The organism is Pseudomonas sp. R32, from assembly GCF_009866705.1.
Taxonomy (GTDB): domain Bacteria; phylum Pseudomonadota; class Gammaproteobacteria; order Pseudomonadales; family Pseudomonadaceae; genus Aquipseudomonas; species Aquipseudomonas donghuensis.
The window spans coordinates 4,707,831-4,724,120 of sequence record NZ_CP019396.1; the positions used below are offsets into that span (position 1 = coordinate 4,707,831).

Below are 16,290 nucleotides of genomic sequence, written 5' to 3' on the forward strand. Positions count from 1 at the left end.
CACTACACGGTTGTCGCACGAGGTTACCTCAGCACTTTCTAAAAATATTTTTCAGCGGATCAGCGTGACCCGCTCCAGCAGGGTATTGCGCTTGAAGCCGAGCACCGCACCGAGCGAATCCAGCGCCGCCAGTGGCTGGCTGGCCGGGAAGCTGGCGCTGACCTTGCGTTTGCCCAGCTCGCTGTCGAGCAGGATGATGCGCCCCGGGTAGTAGCGGGCCAAGTCGTCGATCACCGTGCTCAGCGGCACCTGGTAGTAATTGAGCCAGCCCTGGCGCCAGGCCAGGCGTGATTCGCTGTCCACCGCTTCGACGGCGCTGGCGGTGCCGTCGCGATAGGCGACCTGCTGGCCGCCGCTCAGCTGTTGCTGCAAACGCCCGGGGGCCGCCGTCACCGCGACCCGGCCATCGAGCACGGTGACCCGGGCCCCGCCGCTGTGCTTGCGGACCTCGAACCGGGTACCGAGCACCTGGGTCTGGCCGTTTGCCGCGTCGACCACAAAGGGCTCACCGGTATGCGTGACATGAAAGAACGCCGCGCCCCGGCGGATCGTCACCTGTCGCACCCCGTGCGTGAAATCCACCGATACCGCACTGCCGGCATCCAGGGTCATGTGCGAATTGTCGGCCAGCACCACCTCCTCAACCTGCCCCGCGGCTGTAACGTAATCCGCCTGCAGGTCGTCCAGCCAGTACCCCGGATGCCAGCCTGCCGCCGTTCCCAGCGCCAGCACCAGGCAGGCGGCTGCAGCGCAGCTGGCAACACGGCGCCAGGTGCGCCCCGGCGCCGGTTGCTGCATGGCGCGCAGGTAACCTTGCAGGGCCTGGTCCTCTTCGGCGGCCAGCAGGCTGGCCGGTGCTTCGCTCAGGCGCCACAACGCCTGGGCCTGGGCATAGGCCCGGGCATGCGCCGGGTTGGCCAGCAGCCAGCGCTTGAACTCGGCACGCTCGGCCAATTGCGGCTGTTCGTTGATCCGGCTCAGCCAGCCCAGTGCGGCCTGTTCGTGCTCGGCGGTGATCTCGGTCATGGTGCTTTCCCTGGCTTGCGCGGGCTGGCCGACGGCAGCGCAACACTTGCCTTGCACGCCTCCAGAGCGCGCATCATGTGTTTTTCCACGGCGCTCTGGGACAGGCCCATGGCCTTGGCGATCTCGGCGTACTTGCACCCGTGGATGCGGTTGAGCAGAAAGATCTGCCGGGTACGCTCGGGCAGCTCCCGCAGCGCCGCTTCAATGCGCTGCAAGTCGCTGTTTGCCTCCAGGGCCGCTTGCGGTTCACTGACATGATCGTCGGCGACTTCCAGCTGCAGGCTGTCGGTGACCCGCTCTCGCGCGCCTTCGCTGCGCAGGTGATCAATGGCGATGTTGCCGGCACAGCGCAGCAGATAGGTATCGAGTGCCTCGACCTTGACCTGCGGGCGCCGCCAGAAGCGCAAAAACAACTCCTGGATCAGGTCCGAAGCCGTGGCCCGGCAACCGATACGGCGGCTGACCAGAGCTTCCATCTGCGCCCGCTGGGCAAGGAACACCTGCACAAAGCGCGCGCGACCGCTCGCCCCGTCGGCGTCACATGCACCGTCGGCGGGCAGATCGAGCGGCTCGTTCACCACCTTACAGTGATGCCATCGCAGTCAACGGCGCCAGCACCACGCTGGCCGTTGCCAGGCCCAGCAACAGGCGCGGCTGGTAAGGCAAGAGGAACACCCAGAGGGTGACCCCGGCCATCAGCACCGCGAACAGCTCGACCAGGCCCATGGCCCAGCCGCTGTGGCGCACGGCCAGTAGCAGCGCCAGAGCCAGCAGTACCCAGCCGGCGATGCGCAGGGCCATGAGCCGCGCATGACCGGGCTTGTGCCCGAGCAGGTCCTTGTAGTGCTTTTCCATGGCCAGGCACAGGGCGGCAAAGCCGGCAAAACCAAACAGGGCAATGGCCAGCATCAGTTCACCTCGCTTTCGATCAACGTGCCGGGTGCGCTCTTGGCCTCACGCGGCGCACGCTTGGCCGCCACTACCGGCGCCCGCCACATTTTGGTGGCGGCCCAGGCCAGGAACAGCCCGCTGGCCAATGCGCTCAGGTCGAAACCGGCCATGGCCCAATCGCCGACGGCGATCGAATGGTTCAAGCCCTGCCCCGTGGTCAGGCCGTTGAGCAGCGGCAAAGCCGCCCACAGCAAGGCCCCCAGGCCCAGTTGCTCGGCCCAGGCACGGCGCCCCGGGCGCAGCATGGCGTGCAGCAACGACAGCGCCCAGAGCAGGAAGAAACAGTTGATCTCCCAGTCGGCACGGCCCTCCAGGCCAATCGGCAACAGGCGGTTCGCCCAGAAGAACGCCGCCACGCCGATCAGCAGGCCGCTCATGCTGGCGATGTTCAGCACCTCGACCAGGCGCAACTCGAACGGCTGGGTGCCGCTCTTGGCATGCTTGAGCTGGCGCTTGCCCAGCCACATCACCAGGCCGGTGCCGATCACCGCCGTGCCGGCCAGGCCGAAGAAGAAGTACAACCAGCGTAACCATGGGCCGGCGAAAACCCCCATGTGCAAGCCGTACATGCCGCCGGAAATCAGCATCGGTGTGGCATCGATCTGGCTGCCGCCCTGAAGGGTGCCGTTGACCCCATCGAACAGCCAGCCACCGCCACGCTGGTGAGCGATGCGGTCGCCGGCATGGCGCACGAAGCGTACCCGGGCGTTCTGGTCACCGGGGTTCTGCACCTCGACCCACGACAGGTTGGCCCCCGGCGCTTGTGCCTGAACCTTGGCGTACAGCTGCGGCAACGGCATCAGCGGCGCCGGTGTACCCGCCACTTTGACCTCGTCGGGCGCACCGAACAGGTCACTGAAAAAGCCACGGGTATTGTCGCCATAGCTGGCAATGATGCTGGCCGGCATGACCATAGCCATGAAGATCACCAGGCTGCTGTAGCTGATCATCAGGTGAAACGGCAGCACCAGCACGCCAATGGCGTTATGCCCGTCGAGCCAGGAACGCTGGCCCTTGCCCGGACGGAAGGTGAAGAACTCCTTGAAGATCTTCTTGTGGGTAATGATTCCGGTCACCAGGCCCAGAAGCATGATGAACGCGGCAAAGGTCGACAGCCAGCGGCCCCAGGGGTGAGGCATCTGCAGCTGGAAGTGGAAGCGATAGAAGAACTCGCCGCCACGGGTCTCGCGCGCCTGCAGTTCGCTGCCGGTGGCAGGGTCGAGGGTTTTCGAGGTGAAATCGCGGCGCCCGCCTCCAGGCTTGGGCCAGCCCACGCTCAATGCCGGTTCGCGGGCGTTGGGCAACTGGATGAACCAGCTGCCGGCCGTCGGCGCATGCTCCTGTAGGTAGCGCTGGGCCAGGTCCAGGCTCGCCGCCGGGTCCAGCGCTCGGCTGGGCACTTCCGGCTGCGTCCAGTGACTGATTTCTTCCTTGAAATAGGACATTGTCCCGGTCAGGAAAATCGCAAACAGCAACCAGCCGAAGATCAGCCCGGTCCAGGTGTGCAGCCAGGCCATGGCCTGGCGAAAGCCCTCTTTCATGCGCTTTTCATCCAATAGGCCAGGCCGCTGATCATTGCCAGCACCAGGCTTGGCACCAGGACACCCAGCCAGGCCTGCCAGGCGCTACGACAGGCGAAGCACCAGAGGAAGGCCACCAGGTAGAACAGGAAGGACAGCATCATGCCGCTGATCACCGCCTCGGCACGCGGCACTGGCAGCAACAGGGTGATGCAGACGCTGGCCATGGCCGCCAGCAGATAGCCACCGAACACGGCAGCCAGGCTGCGGGAGGTCACGGCCAGGCGGTAACTGAGGGGCAGCCCGGCGGCTTTGCTTTTCATGGCATCCGTCCATTACGAGAAGCGCACAATAATAATGATTTATATTCTCATAATCAAAGCCGCCGGCCAGACGGATCAGAACGACAGATCGACGCCCACGGTGTAACGGCGGCCATCCAGTACGGTCTGGTAGTTTTCGTAATCCACTTCCTTGTTGAAGACGTTGTACACACCGGCCAGCAGCTTGACGTTCTTGGTCACCCGATAGGTGCCGCCGAGATCGACGAAGGTGTACGACGGCGTGCCGTCGGACATGGTGGTACGGCCCAGGTAATCCGAGGTTTTGCCGCGATAGTTCAGGCGTGCCCAGGTCCCCAGCTGGTCTGTAGCCTGCCAGTCGAGGGTAGCGTTGAACATGTGCCGTGGCATCTGGTTCAAGGCCTTGCCCTTCTGCGGGCCGCTCTTCTGCTCGGACGCGGTGAAGGTGTAGTTGGTGGCCAGCGACACACTCTGGGTGATGTCCCAGTCCAGGGTCGCTTCAATACCGCGCATCTGCGCTTCATCGACGTTGACCCGGTCACTGATGAACTTGTACGAGGTGCCGCCGATCTGGCACTGGCCCGAGGCATTGCCGGTGCTGTCGGTGCAGCGGCGGGTCTCGGTGATCTTGTCCTTGAAGTCGGTGTTGAACAGGGTCAGGCCGGTGGAGAAACCTTCAAGGTTGTCCCAGATAAAGCCGATTTCCTGGCTCAGGCTCTTTTCCGGCTTGAGGCTGGAGTTGCCGACGATGATTGCCGGGTCGCCACCGCCACCGGTGATCTGGCCCCAGTCATCCACGGCGGCGCGGATGTCCGGCGAGCGATAACCGCTGGATACGCCACCCTTGATGGTCCATTGCTCGGTCGGGTGATAGACCCCGTACAGGCGTGGCGACCAGTGGGTGCCGTAGTTTTCATCGCGGTCCATGCGCAGGCCGCCGGTCAGGGCGAAGGCTTCGGTCAGGCGCCATTCGTCTTCGGCAAACAGTGCCCACGACCAGCGGGTCAGTTGGTTGACGCTGGCCGCCGAGGCCAGTTGGTTGCCCTCGTCGCTGAGGTCTTCGTACTTGTACTGGCCGCCTAGGGTGGTGATGTGCGAATCGCTGAAGAACGACACCTGCGAATTGAGCACGGTGTTTTCCAGTTCCATGCGCCGGCCGGGGTTCTCGATTTTCTCGCGCTGCAGGTAGCTTTCGCTGGTGAGGCTGTCCCAGCGCCCGGAGTGGGTGATGGAGAAGTTGGTGCGGTCGTAGTCGTTGCGGCTGGCGGATCGGCTCGCCGAACGGCCTTTGTGCGCGTTGCGCTCTTGCTCGGACTTGCCCGCTTCCAGGGTGATGTCGTTGTGTTCATCCGGGGTGAACGAGAGCTTGGCCGTGGCACTGTCGGTGCTCTGCTCGTTGAAGCCGTTGACGATATGGTCTTCGTCGCGGCGCGAACGCTGGCCGTACAGCTGCAGGCCGACCAGGTTGTCGACCAGCGGCCCGGAGATAAAGGCGTTGGTGCTGTTGTAGTTGCCCGAGTCGGAGCGGTCCTGGAAGGTCGCTTCAGTGCGGATGCCGCCATACCACTGCGGGGTGACCTTGCGGGTGATGATGTTGATCACCCCGCCCATGGCATCGGAGCCGTACAGCGACGACATCGGCCCGCGCACCACTTCGATACGCTCGATGGCTTCCAGCGGCGGCATCCAGCCCTGCTCGATACCGGCACCATCGCTGTTCGGGCGGGTCGCGCGCGAGTCCTGGCGTTTGCCGTCGACCAGCATCAGGGTGTACTTGGAGGCCATGCCGCGAATGCTGATGTCGCTGGAGCTGGCGCCACCGGTGACCACCACGCCCGGCACATCGCGCAGGGCATCGGTGACGTCACGGTAGGACTTGTTCTCGATCTGCTCGCGGGTAATCACCGAAATCGATGCCGGCGCATCCTTGATCTGCTGGGAGAAACCCGACGCGGTCACCACCATGTTGTCCAGCTCCAGTGGCTGGGTCTGGGCGCTGGCGTGGGCGCTGTACAGCGAGCAGAGGGTGAGCGCGAGGCAGGATTTGCTGAAAGTCGGGGACACGAGGACCTCTCCCTGAGAAATGTAAAGGTTGCGTAAATTCATCAAGGGAGCGAATGCTATTTATTCTCAAATGAGAGTAAAGCGTATTTACGTTTTTTACATTTTCCCGATCCTCTGCTACGCCCGTCAGTCAGGCGCCGATTGCCGAGTAGTGGCACTCTTTACTACAATGCGAACAATTCTTATTCTGTTGCGCATCCCGGCGCCGGAGTGTTCACGGTGCCCAGCGCTCCCTCTTCCTCGCTCGAAGGCCTCTACCTCGACCATCACAACTGGCTGACCGGCTGGTTGCGCCGGCGTCTGGGCTGCCCCGACAGCGCTGCGGACCTGGCCCAGGACACCTTCATGCGCCTGCTCCAGGCCCGCGAAACGCCACTGCTCAACGAGCCGCGGGCGTTCCTCACCACCGTGGCCAAGCGCGTGCTGTGCAATCACTACCGCCGTCAGGACCTGGAGCGCGCCTACCTCCAGGCGCTGGCGCAGTTGCCCGAAGCACTGGCGCCGTCGGAAGAACACCGGGCAATCATTTTCGAGACCCTGCTGGAGCTCGACCGCCTGCTCGACGGCCTGCCATTGGCGGTCAAGCGCGCCTTCCTGATGGCCCAGGTCGATGGCTTGGGCTACAGCGAGATCGCTGCGCAACTGGGCATCTCCCTGGCCACAGTCAAGCGCTACCTGAGCAAGGCGGCCATGCGCTGTTACTTCGCCCTGTGAACGGCCATCAGGCGTTTTCCCCGCAGGTGGCCGAACAGGCCGTGCACTGGCTGATCGAGTTGCAGGGCGGTGCCCTCGATGCACGTCAGCAACAGGCCCTGCAGCAATGGTTGCAGGCCGACGACAACCACCAGCGCGCCTGGGAGCACATCCAGCGGGTCAACCAGCGCTTGCGCGGCCTGTCCTCGCCCCTGGCCCACGCCGCCTTGCAGGCGCCACGTTCGGCCAGCCGCCGACGGGCGCTGAAAACCCTGCTGATCCTCGGTGTCGGCAGTGCCAGTGGCCTGGCCTTGCACTCGCACAACCCGCTGCCGACACTGCTGGCCGATTACCGCAGCCCGGTCGGCGAACGCCGGCGCCTGGCCCTGGACGACGGCAGCCTGCTGCAGCTCAACACCCGCAGCGCCGCCGATGTGCGTTTCGACGCCAGCCAGCGCCTGGTACGCCTGTTGGACGGTGAGCTGCAACTGACGGTGGCCGGCGACAGCCGACCGTTGCAACTGCTCAGCGCGCACGGCCTGCTGCACCTGAGCAGCGGCCGCTACAACCTGCGACAGTTTGCCGGGTACAGCCAGCTGGCGGTGTTTGCAGGCAGCGCCAGCCTGGCCGGGCAGGTATTGCCCGGCGGCCAGCAAGCGCGCTTCAACGGCCCGCAATGGCAGGCCACTCAGGCGCTGGACAACAATGCCGGGGCCTGGGTCGACGGTATGCTGGTGGCTGCGCACATGCCCCTGGGGGCGTTTCTCGACGAGCTGGGCCGCTACCGGCGCGGTCAGCTCAATTGCGCGCCAGAGGTCGCCAACCTGCTGATCTCCGGCAGTTATCCACTGGCCGACAGCGAACGCATTCTCGACATGCTGGAAGTGGCATTACCGGTGCGCGTCAGACGCTTTACCCGCTACTGGGTGACGGTCGAAGCGCGGGCCTGAAACATTTTTTTCAACGGACCTGAGCCGTTTTCAATTCTCGCGTGACAGAGAAGGCAGACCCCTTTGCTTCGACCTTCTCAAGGACCTCCTGCATGCCCCTTCGACCGAGCCCACTTGCCCAGGCCCTGCGCACCCTGCTGCTGGGTGCCAGCCTGAGTTTCACCGCCGTTGCCGCCCAGGCAGCAGAGGCCCCGGCGCGCACCTACCAGATCGCCCCCACCAGCCTGGAAAACGCCCTGAACCAGTTTGGCCGCGAAAGCGGTGTACTGATCTCGTTCGGCTCGCACCTTACCAGCGGCGTGCAGAGCCCCGGCCTGCAGGGCCAGTACAGCCCGCAGCAAGGCCTCGATGCGCTGCTGCAAGGCAGCGGCCTGCAAGCGCGTGCCGAGGGTGACAACGCCTTCAGCCTGCAACCGCTCGCGGCAACCCATGCACCGGTCGAGCTCGGCGCCTCCACCGTGGTCGGCGACTGGCTGGGCGCGGCGCAGCAGGACAACGTCTTCGAACATGCCGGCGCCCGCGACGTGATCCGCCGCGAGGACTTCGAACGCAGCGGCGCCACCACCGCGCGCGAAGTGCTCAATCGTATCCCCGGCGTCAACGCCCCGGAAAACAACGGCACCGGCAGCCACGACATGGCGCTGAACTTCGGCATTCGCGGGCTCAACCCACGCCTGGCCTCGCGCTCGACGGTGCTGATGGACGGCATCCCGGTGCCTTTCGCCCCCTACGGCCAGCCACAGCTGTCGTTCGCCCCGATCAGCATGGGCAACATGGACGCGGTGGACGTGGTGCGCGGCGGCGGCGCGGTACGCTATGGCCCGCAGAACGTCGGCGGCATCGTCAACTTCGTGACCCGGGCGATCCCCGACGAGCCGACGGTGAAAGCCGGCTTCCAGACCCAGACCAGCCCGTCCTCCAGCCATGACGGTTTCAAGACCAGCGCCAACCTGCTCGCTGGCGGCACCAACGCCAACGGCCTGGGCGGCGCCCTGCTCTACTCCGGCAGCCGCGGCGGCGACTGGCGCGAGCACAGCGACACACAGATCGACGACCTGATCCTCAAGGGCAAATACCAGCTCGATGAGGCCAACAGCCTGCACGCCATGGCCCAGTACTACGAAGGCGAAGCGCAGATGCCCGGCGGCCTGAGCGCTGCCGACTACGATGCCGACCCGTACCAGTCGACCCGCCTGATGGACAAGTTCTGGGGTCGGCGGACAATGTTCAACTTCGGCTACGACTACAAGGAAGACGCCCGTCAGTTCAGCGTCAACAGCTTCTTCACCAAGACCCTGCGCAGCGGTTACCTGGACCAGGGCAGCTTCGTCTCGCTGTCGCCGCGCGAGTACTGGGTACGCGGCATCGAAACGCGCTTCTCCCAGGGCTTTGCCCTCGGCGAGAGCTGGCACGAAGTCGGCGTTGGCTACCGCTACATCAACGAAGCCGGCCATGAGCTGCGCTACCGCGAACCGATCGCCGCCAACCAGCTGCCGACCACCGCCAGCCGCAACGACCGCGACACCCGTGGCAGCACCGAAGCCCACGCGATTTTCCTCGACGACCGCATCGACATCGGCCAGTGGACCATCACCCCGGGCATCCGCTACGAGATGATCGACTCCGAGCAGTCCAACAAGCTCAACGGCCAGCGCTACCAGGGCGACTACAACACCGCCCTGCCGGCGCTCAACGTCATGTACCACCTGACGGACAGCTGGAACCTGTACGCCAACACCGAAGGCTCGTTCGGCAGCGTGCAGTATAGCCAGATGCCCAACCGGGTCAGCAGTGGCGAAGTCAAACCGGAAAAAGCCCGCACCTGGGAACTGGGTACCCGCTACGACAACGGCAACCTGCAGGCTGAAATCGGCGCATTCCTGATCAATTTCGACAACCAGTACGAAAGCAACCAGACCAACGATTCGGTGATCGCCCGCGGCGAAACCCGCCACCAGGGCATCGAGACCAGCGTCAAGTACGCCCTCGAAGGCCTGAACCCGGCACTGGCGGGTTTCGACGTGTACGCAACCTATGCCTTTGTCGACGCGAAAATCCGTGAAGACGGGCCGAACAAGGGCAATCGTGTGCCCTTCTCATCCCGCCACAAAGGCACCCTGGGCATCGGCTACAGCGAGGGCCAGTGGAAGCTCAACCTCGACAGCACCTACCAGAGCGACCAGTTTGCCGACAACGCCAACACCGCGGCCGAAAGCGCCGACGGCAGCACCGGGCGCATCCCCGGCTACATGCTGTTCAGCAGCCGCGCAGCCTATGACTTCGGCCCGCAACTGGCGAACCTCAACGTTGCCGTGGGGGTGAAGAACATCTTCAATCACCAGTACTACACCCGCTCGTTCGACGACAACAACAAGGGCAAGTACGTGGGTGAACCTCGTACGATATACCTGCAGACCTCCGTCGCGTTCTGATCCAGCGCATGCAAAAGCCCGGCCGCCGCCGGGCTTTTTGCTACAAGATATTTTTATTTCAAAAGGGCTTGAATTGTTCGGCCAAGTGCCTGACCTTGTAGTCAAGAGGCGATGGTTCTCACAGGCCGCAAAGGCCCCATCGATTCTCTTGCGAGCTAGCTGAATAAGGGATTGAACTATGCAAATCCAAGTCAATAGCGACAACCATATTCAAGGCAACATCCGGCTGGAAGAGTGGGTCCGCAGCACGGTAGAAAGCACGCTCGAACGTTTCGAAGAAGACCTCACCCGCGTCGAGGTCCACCTGCGCGACGAGAATGGCGACAAGCCAGGTCCGCATGACAAACGCTGCCAGATGGAGGCACGCCCAAAAGGCCATCAACCGATTTCCGTAAGCCACAAAGCCGCATCCCTCGACCAGGCTGTCGACGGAGCCGCGATCAAGCTCAACCACGCCCTGGAGCACTTCTACGGCAAGCTGCGCAGCAAACGCGCGGTCACCCAGCAAAGCGACAGCGGTGCCCAGAATGACGGGCTGTTGCAGGAAGAGTTTCTGGAGAACGAGCAAGCTAGCTTCAACTGAATAATCAGCAACGCAGACGGTAAAAAGGCGAGCCCCAGGGGGCTCGCCTTTTTTTGCCTGGATTGCGACCGCTACGCGCCCGATCGCGGGGCCAGGCCCGCTCCCCCAGTGCCCTGCTACTTCGCTTCCTCGATCTCCTTGCCACTGGCATCGATAGCCTTGGTCGACGGATAGCGGTACGAGGCGTAGCGCACCACCAGGATCGAGAACGCCAGCAGCAGGATGCCGCCGCACACGTACAACAGGCCCGCGTCCGGCGCTTTGTGGTGCGACACGTCGCCAATCAGCAGGCGGGTCAGCGCAGTGATCGCCACATACAGCAGGAAGCGGATCGGCATGTGGTTGGTCTTGAAGTAGATCCCCACCATGGCGCCGAGCTCGAGGTAGATGAACAGCAGCAGGATGTCGTCGACGCTGACGCCCTTGCCGAGCATCTCGATGAAGGTGGCCACGGCCGCGTAGGCGGTGATGCCACCGATGCCGAACAGGGCCAGGTAGTGGAACGCCTCGACGCACAGGTTGCCCAGCGAGTCGGCCGAGCCATGCAGGCGCTTGCGCAGTTTGTCAGCCCAATTGATGCTCACGATACGGTTTCCTTGATACGGCTGGAAGGATGATGCGCCAGGCGCATGACGCTTGGTCTGCATGCAGTAAAAAGGCCAAGCCCCCTGTTTGAGAAGGCGACCGATTGCCGCAAGGCACAGCCATCGCTGGCTGTGCCCTTATCCTTGCAGTTCGCGGTTACCGAATCGTGTTTACTCCAGCGCCGACGCCGGGCCGAAGAATTCGTAGCGGCTCTGCTGCTCCGGCACCCCCAGGCCCTTGAGGTGGCGCTTGATGGTAGCCATGAAGGCTTTCGGGCCAAGGAAGTAGGCGTCCACATCACGCTCTTGCGGCAACCATGCGCCCAGTTGATCGGCGCTGAGCAGGCCCACGGCGTCCGCCGGCTGGCTGACGCCATCGTCTTCGGCATAGCAGTAGAAGCGCTTGACCTGCGGGTGGCGCGCCGCCAGTTCATCGACCCAGCCGCGGAAAGCGTGCACCGCGCCGTTGCGTGCGCAGTGAATGAAGTGCACCAGGCGCCCGCTGTCCAGCGCCGCCTCGAGCATCGGCAAGGTCGGGGTGATGCCGACGCCGCCACTGATCAGCACCAGCGGTTTTTCACTGGCGCTCAAAGTGAACTCGCCCGATGGCGGGAACAGGTTGATGGTGGCGCCCACGGCCAACTGCTCGTGCAGGTAGTTGGAGACCTTGCCGCCGGCTTCGCGCTTGACACTGATGCGGTACTGGCCGGCAGTGCTCAGGGCCGACAGCGAGTAGTTGCGGCGCTGCTCCTGGCCGTCGATGAACAGTTGCAGGCCGATGTACTGGCCAGGCTCAGCCTGCAAAATCGCACCGCCATCGACCGGGGCGAAATAGAAGGAGACGATCTCGCTGCTCTCCTCGACCCGCTCGACCAGCTTGAACTCGCGCGCACCACGCCAGCCACCCGGGGCCGCGGCTTTTTGCGCATAGATATCGCCTTCAGCGCCGATGAGGATATCGGCCAGTTGCTGATAGGCCGCGCCCCAGGCTGCGATCACTTCGGGGGTGGCAATCTCCTTGCCGAGCACTTCTTCGATGGCGCGCAGCAGGCAGCTACCGACGATCGGGTAATGTTCCGGAAGGATCTGCAAGGCCACATGCTTGTTGATGATCTGGCCGACCAGGCCGCCCAGTTGTTCGAGCTGGTCGATGTGCCGTGCGTACATCAGCACGCCGTTGGCCAGGGCCCGGGGCTGGTCGCCGCTGGCCTGGTGCGCCTGGTTGAACAGCGGACGCACCTCGGGGTACTCGCTGAGCATCAGCTTGTAGAAATGGGTGGTCAGCGCTTCTCCGCCGCTTTCCAGCAGGGGTACGGTGGCTTTGACGATTGCACGATCCTGGGCATTAAGCATGGATGACTCCTGAGCCTGTGGCTTCTTGATGAATGCCTTGGTTATTACAGCTTTCGTGCCAACTATTAAATCTATATAAATCAACAACTTACAAAATAAAGAGTCATAAAGACAACGACTGCGATATAGTCATATTGACCCACAGGAGTCTTTATGACCGCAAAATCCCTGCTCACCGCCTTGCTGCCGCTGGTCAGCGACCTGTCCCGCGAACTGCCCGAGCGCGAACGCTACCGGCGCCTGCTCGAAGCCATGCGCAGCCTGCTGCCCTGCGACGCTGCCGCGCTGTTGCGCCTGGACGGCGAATGGCTGGTACCACTGGCCGTGGACGGCTTGAGCACCGATACCCTCGGGCGGCGCTTCAAGGTCGATGAGCATCCGCGCTTTGCGGCCATCCTCAGCCACAGCGAGCCGACCCGCTTTGCCAGCGACAGCAAACTGCCCGACCCCTACGACGGCTTGGTCGAGGGCCTGCATCAGCACCTGGAGGTGCACGACTGCATGGGCTGCCCGCTGTTTGTCGATGAACGGCCCTGGGGCCTGATCACCCTCGATGCGCTGAACCCGGAACAGTTCCAGCAGGTCGAACTCGATGCCCTGCAGGCCTTTGCCAGCCTGGCGGCGGCCACGGTCAATGTCGCCGAACGCATCGAACACCTGGCCCTGCGCGCCGAAGACGAACACCAGCGCGCCGAGGTTTACCGCCAAGCCAGCGGCCAGCAGCACAAGGAACTGATCGGCCAGAGCAAGGCGCTCAAACGCCTGCTGGAAGAAATCCGCCTGGTCGGCAGTAGCGACCTGACGGTATTGATCACCGGCGAAACCGGGGTGGGCAAAGAGTTGGTGGCCCAGGCTATCCATCAAGCCTCAAGCCGCGCCCAGCAGCCGATGATCAGCCTCAACTGCGCGGCGCTGCCCGACACCCTGGTCGAGAGCGAGCTGTTCGGCCATGTCCGTGGCGCCTTTACCGGCGCGGTGGGCGAGCGGCGCGGCAAGTTTGAACTGGCCAATGGCGGCACGTTGTTTCTCGATGAAGTCGGCGAATTGTCGCTGAGCGTGCAGGCCAAGCTCTTGCGCGTGCTGCAGAGCGGCCAGCTACAGCGCCTGGGCTCGGACCAGGAGCACCGCGTCGATGTGCGCCTGATCGCCGCCAGCAACCGCGACCTGGCCGAAGAAGTGCGCGCCGGACGCTACCGCGCCGACTTTTACCACCGCCTGAGCGTATACCCGCTGCTGGTGCCACCGCTGCGCGAACGCGGGCGCGATGTGCTGCTGCTCAGTGGCTATTTTCTCGAGCAGAACCGCTCGCGCATGGGCCTGGGCAGCCTGCGCCTGAGCCCCGAAGCCCAAGCCGCGCTGATTGCCTACAACTGGCCGGGCAACGTGCGCGAGCTGGAACACCTGATCGGCCGTTCGGCGCTCAAGGCCCTGGGGCAGCATGGCCTGCGACCGAAAATCCTCACCCTGGATGCCGCCGACCTGGACCTGCGCCCGGTTGAGTCGGCCCCTGCCCCCATCGACACCACTGCATTGGCCGAGGCACCGCTGCCCGGCGGCGATCTGCGCCAGGCCCTGGATGACTACCAGCGCCAGCTGATCCAGGCGTGCCTGGAGCGCCACCAGCACAACTGGGCCAGCACTGCCCGCGAACTTGGCCTGGATCGGGCCAATCTCAGTCGCCTGGCACGGCGCTTGGGTCTACGCTGATTTCACCGAGTGATTAAAGCCACGGGCCGCCGGGTCGATAACCTGGCATCTCCCCCTATTACTCTGCCCTGAAGGTGCCTATGGCGTCGCAAAATGCCCGCGCGGATTCGCTGTCGCTGCTGCTGTTTACCCTGCGCAGCGGCAAGCTGATGGCGATCAACCTGCTCAAGGTCAGTGAAATCATCCCCTGCCCGCCGCTGACCAAGCTGCCGGAGTCGCACCCCCACGTCAAAGGCGTGGCCACCTTGCGGGGCAACTCGCTGTCGGTCATCGACCTGTCCCGGGCCATCGGCGAACGGCCGCTGGAAGACCCGGACGGCGGCTGCCTGATCGTCACCGACATCAGCCGCTCCAAGCAGGGGTTGCATGTGCAGGCGGTGAGCAAGATCGTCCATTGCCTGAGCACCGACATCAAGCCGCCACCCTATGGGTCGGGGAGCAAGTCGTTCATCACCGGCGTGACCCGGGTCGACAACACCCTGGTGCAAGTGCTGGATATCGAGAAGGTCATCCACGGCATCGCCCCGCCGACGCACGAGGTGGTGACTTCCGAGCTCAGCGCTGAAGACGCCGCAGTGCTGGCCGCCACCAACATCCTGGTGGTCGATGACAGCCAAGTGGCCCTGCAGCAGTCGGTGCATACCCTGCGCAACCTCGGTATCGAATGCCACACCGCGCGCAGCGCCAAGGACGCGATCAACACCTTGCTCGAACTGCAAGGCACCGAGCGCGAGATCAACGTGGTGGTGTCGGACATCGAGATGTCGGAGATGGACGGCTACGCCTTCACCCGCACCCTGCGCGAAACCCCGGATTTCCAGCACCTCTACGTGCTGTTGCACACCTCGCTGGACAGCGCCATGAACAGCGATAAAGCCAAGGATGCCGGGGCCAACGCGGTACTGACCAAGTTCTCCTCGCCAGACCTGACCGACTGCCTGATCGTCGCCGCCCGCACCGTGGCCTTCGAAGAACGCTGATACATAGCCGCGAAGCGTTGCGCTTGAATGTGCCTGAGGCTCAGGCACAATTGTGCGCACGTTTTTGCGAGTATCCCGCCGATGAAAGCCCTCCTCTTCACCCTGCTCGGCTGCGCTGTGTTCAGCGCTGGCGCCCAGGCATCCAGCAGCCAGGCCTGGAGCGATCATCAACAGCAGGTGCTGAAAAGCTGCATCGGCGCCAGCCAGCTCAAACAGGTCAAGGCCCTGGGCAAGGCCGCCGAGTTCGACGACCGTGTGGGCTACAGCGCCCTGCTGCTCGAAGGCCGCTACCCGCAAAAGCACATGAACAACCGCAAGGGCACCGAACTGTGCCTGTTCGATAAAAAGCGCAAGGCTGCCTTCGTCACCGAATGGGCGCCTGGCCAACCGTGAACAGCGCGCCCATTACCGATATCCGTTTCGACTGCACCGGCTGTGGCAAGTGCTGCACCGGCCATCATGTCCCCCTGACCCTGAGCGAGGCCCGACAGTGGGCGGGTACCGGCGGCCAGGTCATCGTCCTGGCCGAAGCCTTCCTGGCCAATGGCCTGGGCCTGCCGGCAGAACAGCGCGAGCACGCCACGCGCCGCTCCTGGCCGGTGCCCTGCGGCAGCAGCCAGGCCTGGGTGACCATCACCTTTGCCGCCTTCAACCCCGGCCGCTGCCGCAACCTCGACGACGACAACCGCTGCGGCATCTACGAGATCCGCCCGCTGGTGTGCCGTATCTACCCGATGGAAATCAACCCGCACATCCCGCTGCGCCCCGAGGCCAAGGACTGCCCGAGCGAAGCCTGGCAAAGCGGCCCGGCGCTGATTCACGGCAATCAGTTGGTGGATAAGCGCCTGGCTGAACTGATCGAGCGTTCGCGCCAGGCCGATCGCGACGATATCCGCGCCAAGCTCGCCATCTGCCAGGCGCTGGGCATTGATGTCAGCGCGCTCAAGGGCAATGGTTTTACCGCTTACCTGCCCGACACCGCGGCGCTGGCCCAGGCCCTTGAGCAACCGCCGCTCGATCAGCCCGTGGCAGCATGGACGCTGCATGTGATCGATCCGGCCTTGAGTGCCGAGCTTGAGGCGTGCGGTGCGAAGACTCGCAGCGAACCCGGCACCTACTACAGCTTCATCGGGTTCTGAACCGCC

Annotated in this window: 16 protein-coding genes; 8 read left to right on the forward strand and 8 right to left on the reverse strand. The window is 63.9% G+C overall.

The annotated features are described in order from the left end of the window. Window positions 1–51: 51 nt before the first annotated feature. The 6 genes from PspR32_RS21690 to PspR32_RS21715 form a co-directional block, all read right to left on the reverse strand. Complete coding sequence (locus PspR32_RS21690) at window positions 52–1,026, reverse strand: FecR family protein (protein WP_010220670.1); 975 nt, start codon at window positions 1,024–1,026, stop codon at window positions 52–54. Further along, window positions 1,023–1,607, reverse strand: a complete 585-nt coding sequence (locus tag PspR32_RS21695; RefSeq protein WP_010220669.1) for an RNA polymerase sigma factor — start codon at window positions 1,605–1,607, stop codon at window positions 1,023–1,025. Before PspR32_RS21695 ends, PspR32_RS21690 begins: the two co-directional genes overlap by 4 nt. Window position 1,608: 1 nt before the next feature. Further along, window positions 1,609–1,935: a DUF3325 domain-containing protein gene (locus PspR32_RS21700; RefSeq protein WP_010220668.1), complete on the reverse strand. Its 327-nt coding sequence runs from the start codon at window positions 1,933–1,935 to the stop codon at window positions 1,609–1,611. Further along, complete coding sequence (locus PspR32_RS21705) at window positions 1,935–3,518, reverse strand: PepSY-associated TM helix domain-containing protein (protein WP_159389146.1); 1,584 nt, start codon at window positions 3,516–3,518, stop codon at window positions 1,935–1,937. Before PspR32_RS21705 ends, PspR32_RS21700 begins: the two co-directional genes overlap by 1 nt. Beyond that, window positions 3,515–3,820 (reverse strand): DUF3649 domain-containing protein, encoded by a 306-nt coding sequence (locus PspR32_RS21710; protein WP_100782513.1) that lies wholly within the window; start codon window positions 3,818–3,820, stop codon window positions 3,515–3,517. Before PspR32_RS21710 ends, PspR32_RS21705 begins: the two co-directional genes overlap by 4 nt. Window positions 3,821–3,895: 75 nt before the next feature. Continuing rightward, entirely contained in the window at window positions 3,896–5,863 is a 1,968-nt protein-coding gene (locus PspR32_RS21715; RefSeq protein ID WP_010220664.1) for a ligand-gated channel protein, read from the reverse strand. A gap of 219 nt (window positions 5,864–6,082) precedes the next feature. Here PspR32_RS21715 and PspR32_RS21720 point away from each other — a divergent pair, with 219 nt between their 5' ends. From PspR32_RS21720 to PspR32_RS21735, 4 genes are all read left to right on the forward strand, one after another. Further along, window positions 6,083–6,577 carry a sigma-70 family RNA polymerase sigma factor gene (locus tag PspR32_RS21720; RefSeq protein WP_010220662.1) on the forward strand — a complete coding sequence of 165 codons (495 nt, stop codon included), beginning with the start codon at window positions 6,083–6,085 and terminating at the stop codon, window positions 6,575–6,577. Further along, window positions 6,574–7,506: a FecR domain-containing protein gene (locus tag PspR32_RS21725; RefSeq protein ID WP_036996857.1), complete on the forward strand. Its 933-nt coding sequence runs from the start codon at window positions 6,574–6,576 to the stop codon at window positions 7,504–7,506. Before PspR32_RS21720 ends, PspR32_RS21725 begins: the two co-directional genes overlap by 4 nt. 92 nt (window positions 7,507–7,598) lie before the next feature. Then, window positions 7,599–9,938: a TonB-dependent Fe(3+) dicitrate receptor FecA gene (gene fecA / locus PspR32_RS21730; RefSeq protein ID WP_159389148.1), complete on the forward strand. Its 2,340-nt coding sequence runs from the start codon at window positions 7,599–7,601 to the stop codon at window positions 9,936–9,938. A gap of 178 nt (window positions 9,939–10,116) precedes the next feature. After that, window positions 10,117–10,521, forward strand: a complete 405-nt coding sequence (locus tag PspR32_RS21735; RefSeq protein WP_010220657.1) for an HPF/RaiA family ribosome-associated protein — start codon at window positions 10,117–10,119, stop codon at window positions 10,519–10,521. 116 nt (window positions 10,522–10,637) lie between these two features. Here the strand turns inward: PspR32_RS21735 and PspR32_RS21740 are convergent, their stop codons facing one another. Both PspR32_RS21740 and hmpA read right to left on the reverse strand, forming a co-directional pair. Continuing rightward, window positions 10,638–11,105, reverse strand: coding sequence for a phosphate-starvation-inducible protein PsiE (locus PspR32_RS21740; protein WP_010220656.1), 468 nt, complete (start codon window positions 11,103–11,105; stop codon window positions 10,638–10,640). 171 nt (window positions 11,106–11,276) lie between these two features. Next, on the reverse strand, window positions 11,277–12,458 hold the full coding sequence (gene hmpA, locus PspR32_RS21745) for an NO-inducible flavohemoprotein (RefSeq protein ID WP_036996862.1): 1,182 nt from the start codon (window positions 12,456–12,458) through the stop codon (window positions 11,277–11,279). A gap of 153 nt (window positions 12,459–12,611) precedes the next feature. Here hmpA and norR point away from each other — a divergent pair, with 153 nt between their 5' ends. From norR to PspR32_RS21765, 4 genes are all read left to right on the forward strand, one after another. Further along, window positions 12,612–14,165, forward strand: a complete 1,554-nt coding sequence (norR, locus tag PspR32_RS21750; RefSeq protein WP_010220653.1) for a nitric oxide reductase transcriptional regulator NorR — start codon at window positions 12,612–12,614, stop codon at window positions 14,163–14,165. A gap of 80 nt (window positions 14,166–14,245) precedes the next feature. Then, window positions 14,246–15,145 (forward strand): chemotaxis protein, encoded by a 900-nt coding sequence (locus PspR32_RS21755; RefSeq protein ID WP_010220652.1) that lies wholly within the window; start codon window positions 14,246–14,248, stop codon window positions 15,143–15,145. A gap of 81 nt (window positions 15,146–15,226) precedes the next feature. Further along, a complete protein-coding gene (locus PspR32_RS21760; RefSeq protein WP_159389149.1) occupies window positions 15,227–15,538 on the forward strand; it encodes a hypothetical protein in 312 nt (103 codons plus the stop codon). An 11-nt stretch (window positions 15,539–15,549) separates the two neighbouring features. Continuing rightward, window positions 15,550–16,284 carry a YkgJ family cysteine cluster protein gene (locus PspR32_RS21765; protein ID WP_442967037.1) on the forward strand — a complete coding sequence of 245 codons (735 nt, stop codon included), beginning with the start codon at window positions 15,550–15,552 and terminating at the stop codon, window positions 16,282–16,284. Window positions 16,285–16,290 lie beyond the last annotated feature (6 nt).

Excerpts from the sequence above, each read along its gene's own strand:
- norR (WP_010220653.1), top strand. The coding sequence starts at position 12,612 with ATGACCGCAAAATCCCTGCTCACCGCCTTGCTGCCGCTGGTCAGCGAC.
- PspR32_RS21760 (WP_159389149.1), top strand. The coding sequence starts at position 15,227 with ATGAAAGCCCTCCTCTTCACCCTGCTCGGCTGCGCTGTGTTCAGCGCT.
- PspR32_RS21690 (WP_010220670.1), bottom strand. The coding sequence starts at position 1,026 with ATGACCGAGATCACCGCCGAGCACGAACAGGCCGCACTGGGCTGGCTG.
- PspR32_RS21705 (WP_159389146.1), bottom strand. The coding sequence starts at position 3,518 with ATGAAAGAGGGCTTTCGCCAGGCCATGGCCTGGCTGCACACCTGGACC.
- PspR32_RS21755 (WP_010220652.1), top strand. The coding sequence starts at position 14,246 with ATGGCGTCGCAAAATGCCCGCGCGGATTCGCTGTCGCTGCTGCTGTTT.
- fecA (WP_159389148.1), top strand. The coding sequence starts at position 7,599 with ATGCCCCTTCGACCGAGCCCACTTGCCCAGGCCCTGCGCACCCTGCTG.
- hmpA (WP_036996862.1), bottom strand. The coding sequence starts at position 12,458 with ATGCTTAATGCCCAGGATCGTGCAATCGTCAAAGCCACCGTACCCCTG.
- PspR32_RS21700 (WP_010220668.1), bottom strand. The coding sequence starts at position 1,935 with ATGCTGGCCATTGCCCTGTTTGGTTTTGCCGGCTTTGCCGCCCTGTGC.
- PspR32_RS21710 (WP_100782513.1), bottom strand. The coding sequence starts at position 3,820 with ATGAAAAGCAAAGCCGCCGGGCTGCCCCTCAGTTACCGCCTGGCCGTG.
- PspR32_RS21735 (WP_010220657.1), top strand. The coding sequence starts at position 10,117 with ATGCAAATCCAAGTCAATAGCGACAACCATATTCAAGGCAACATCCGG.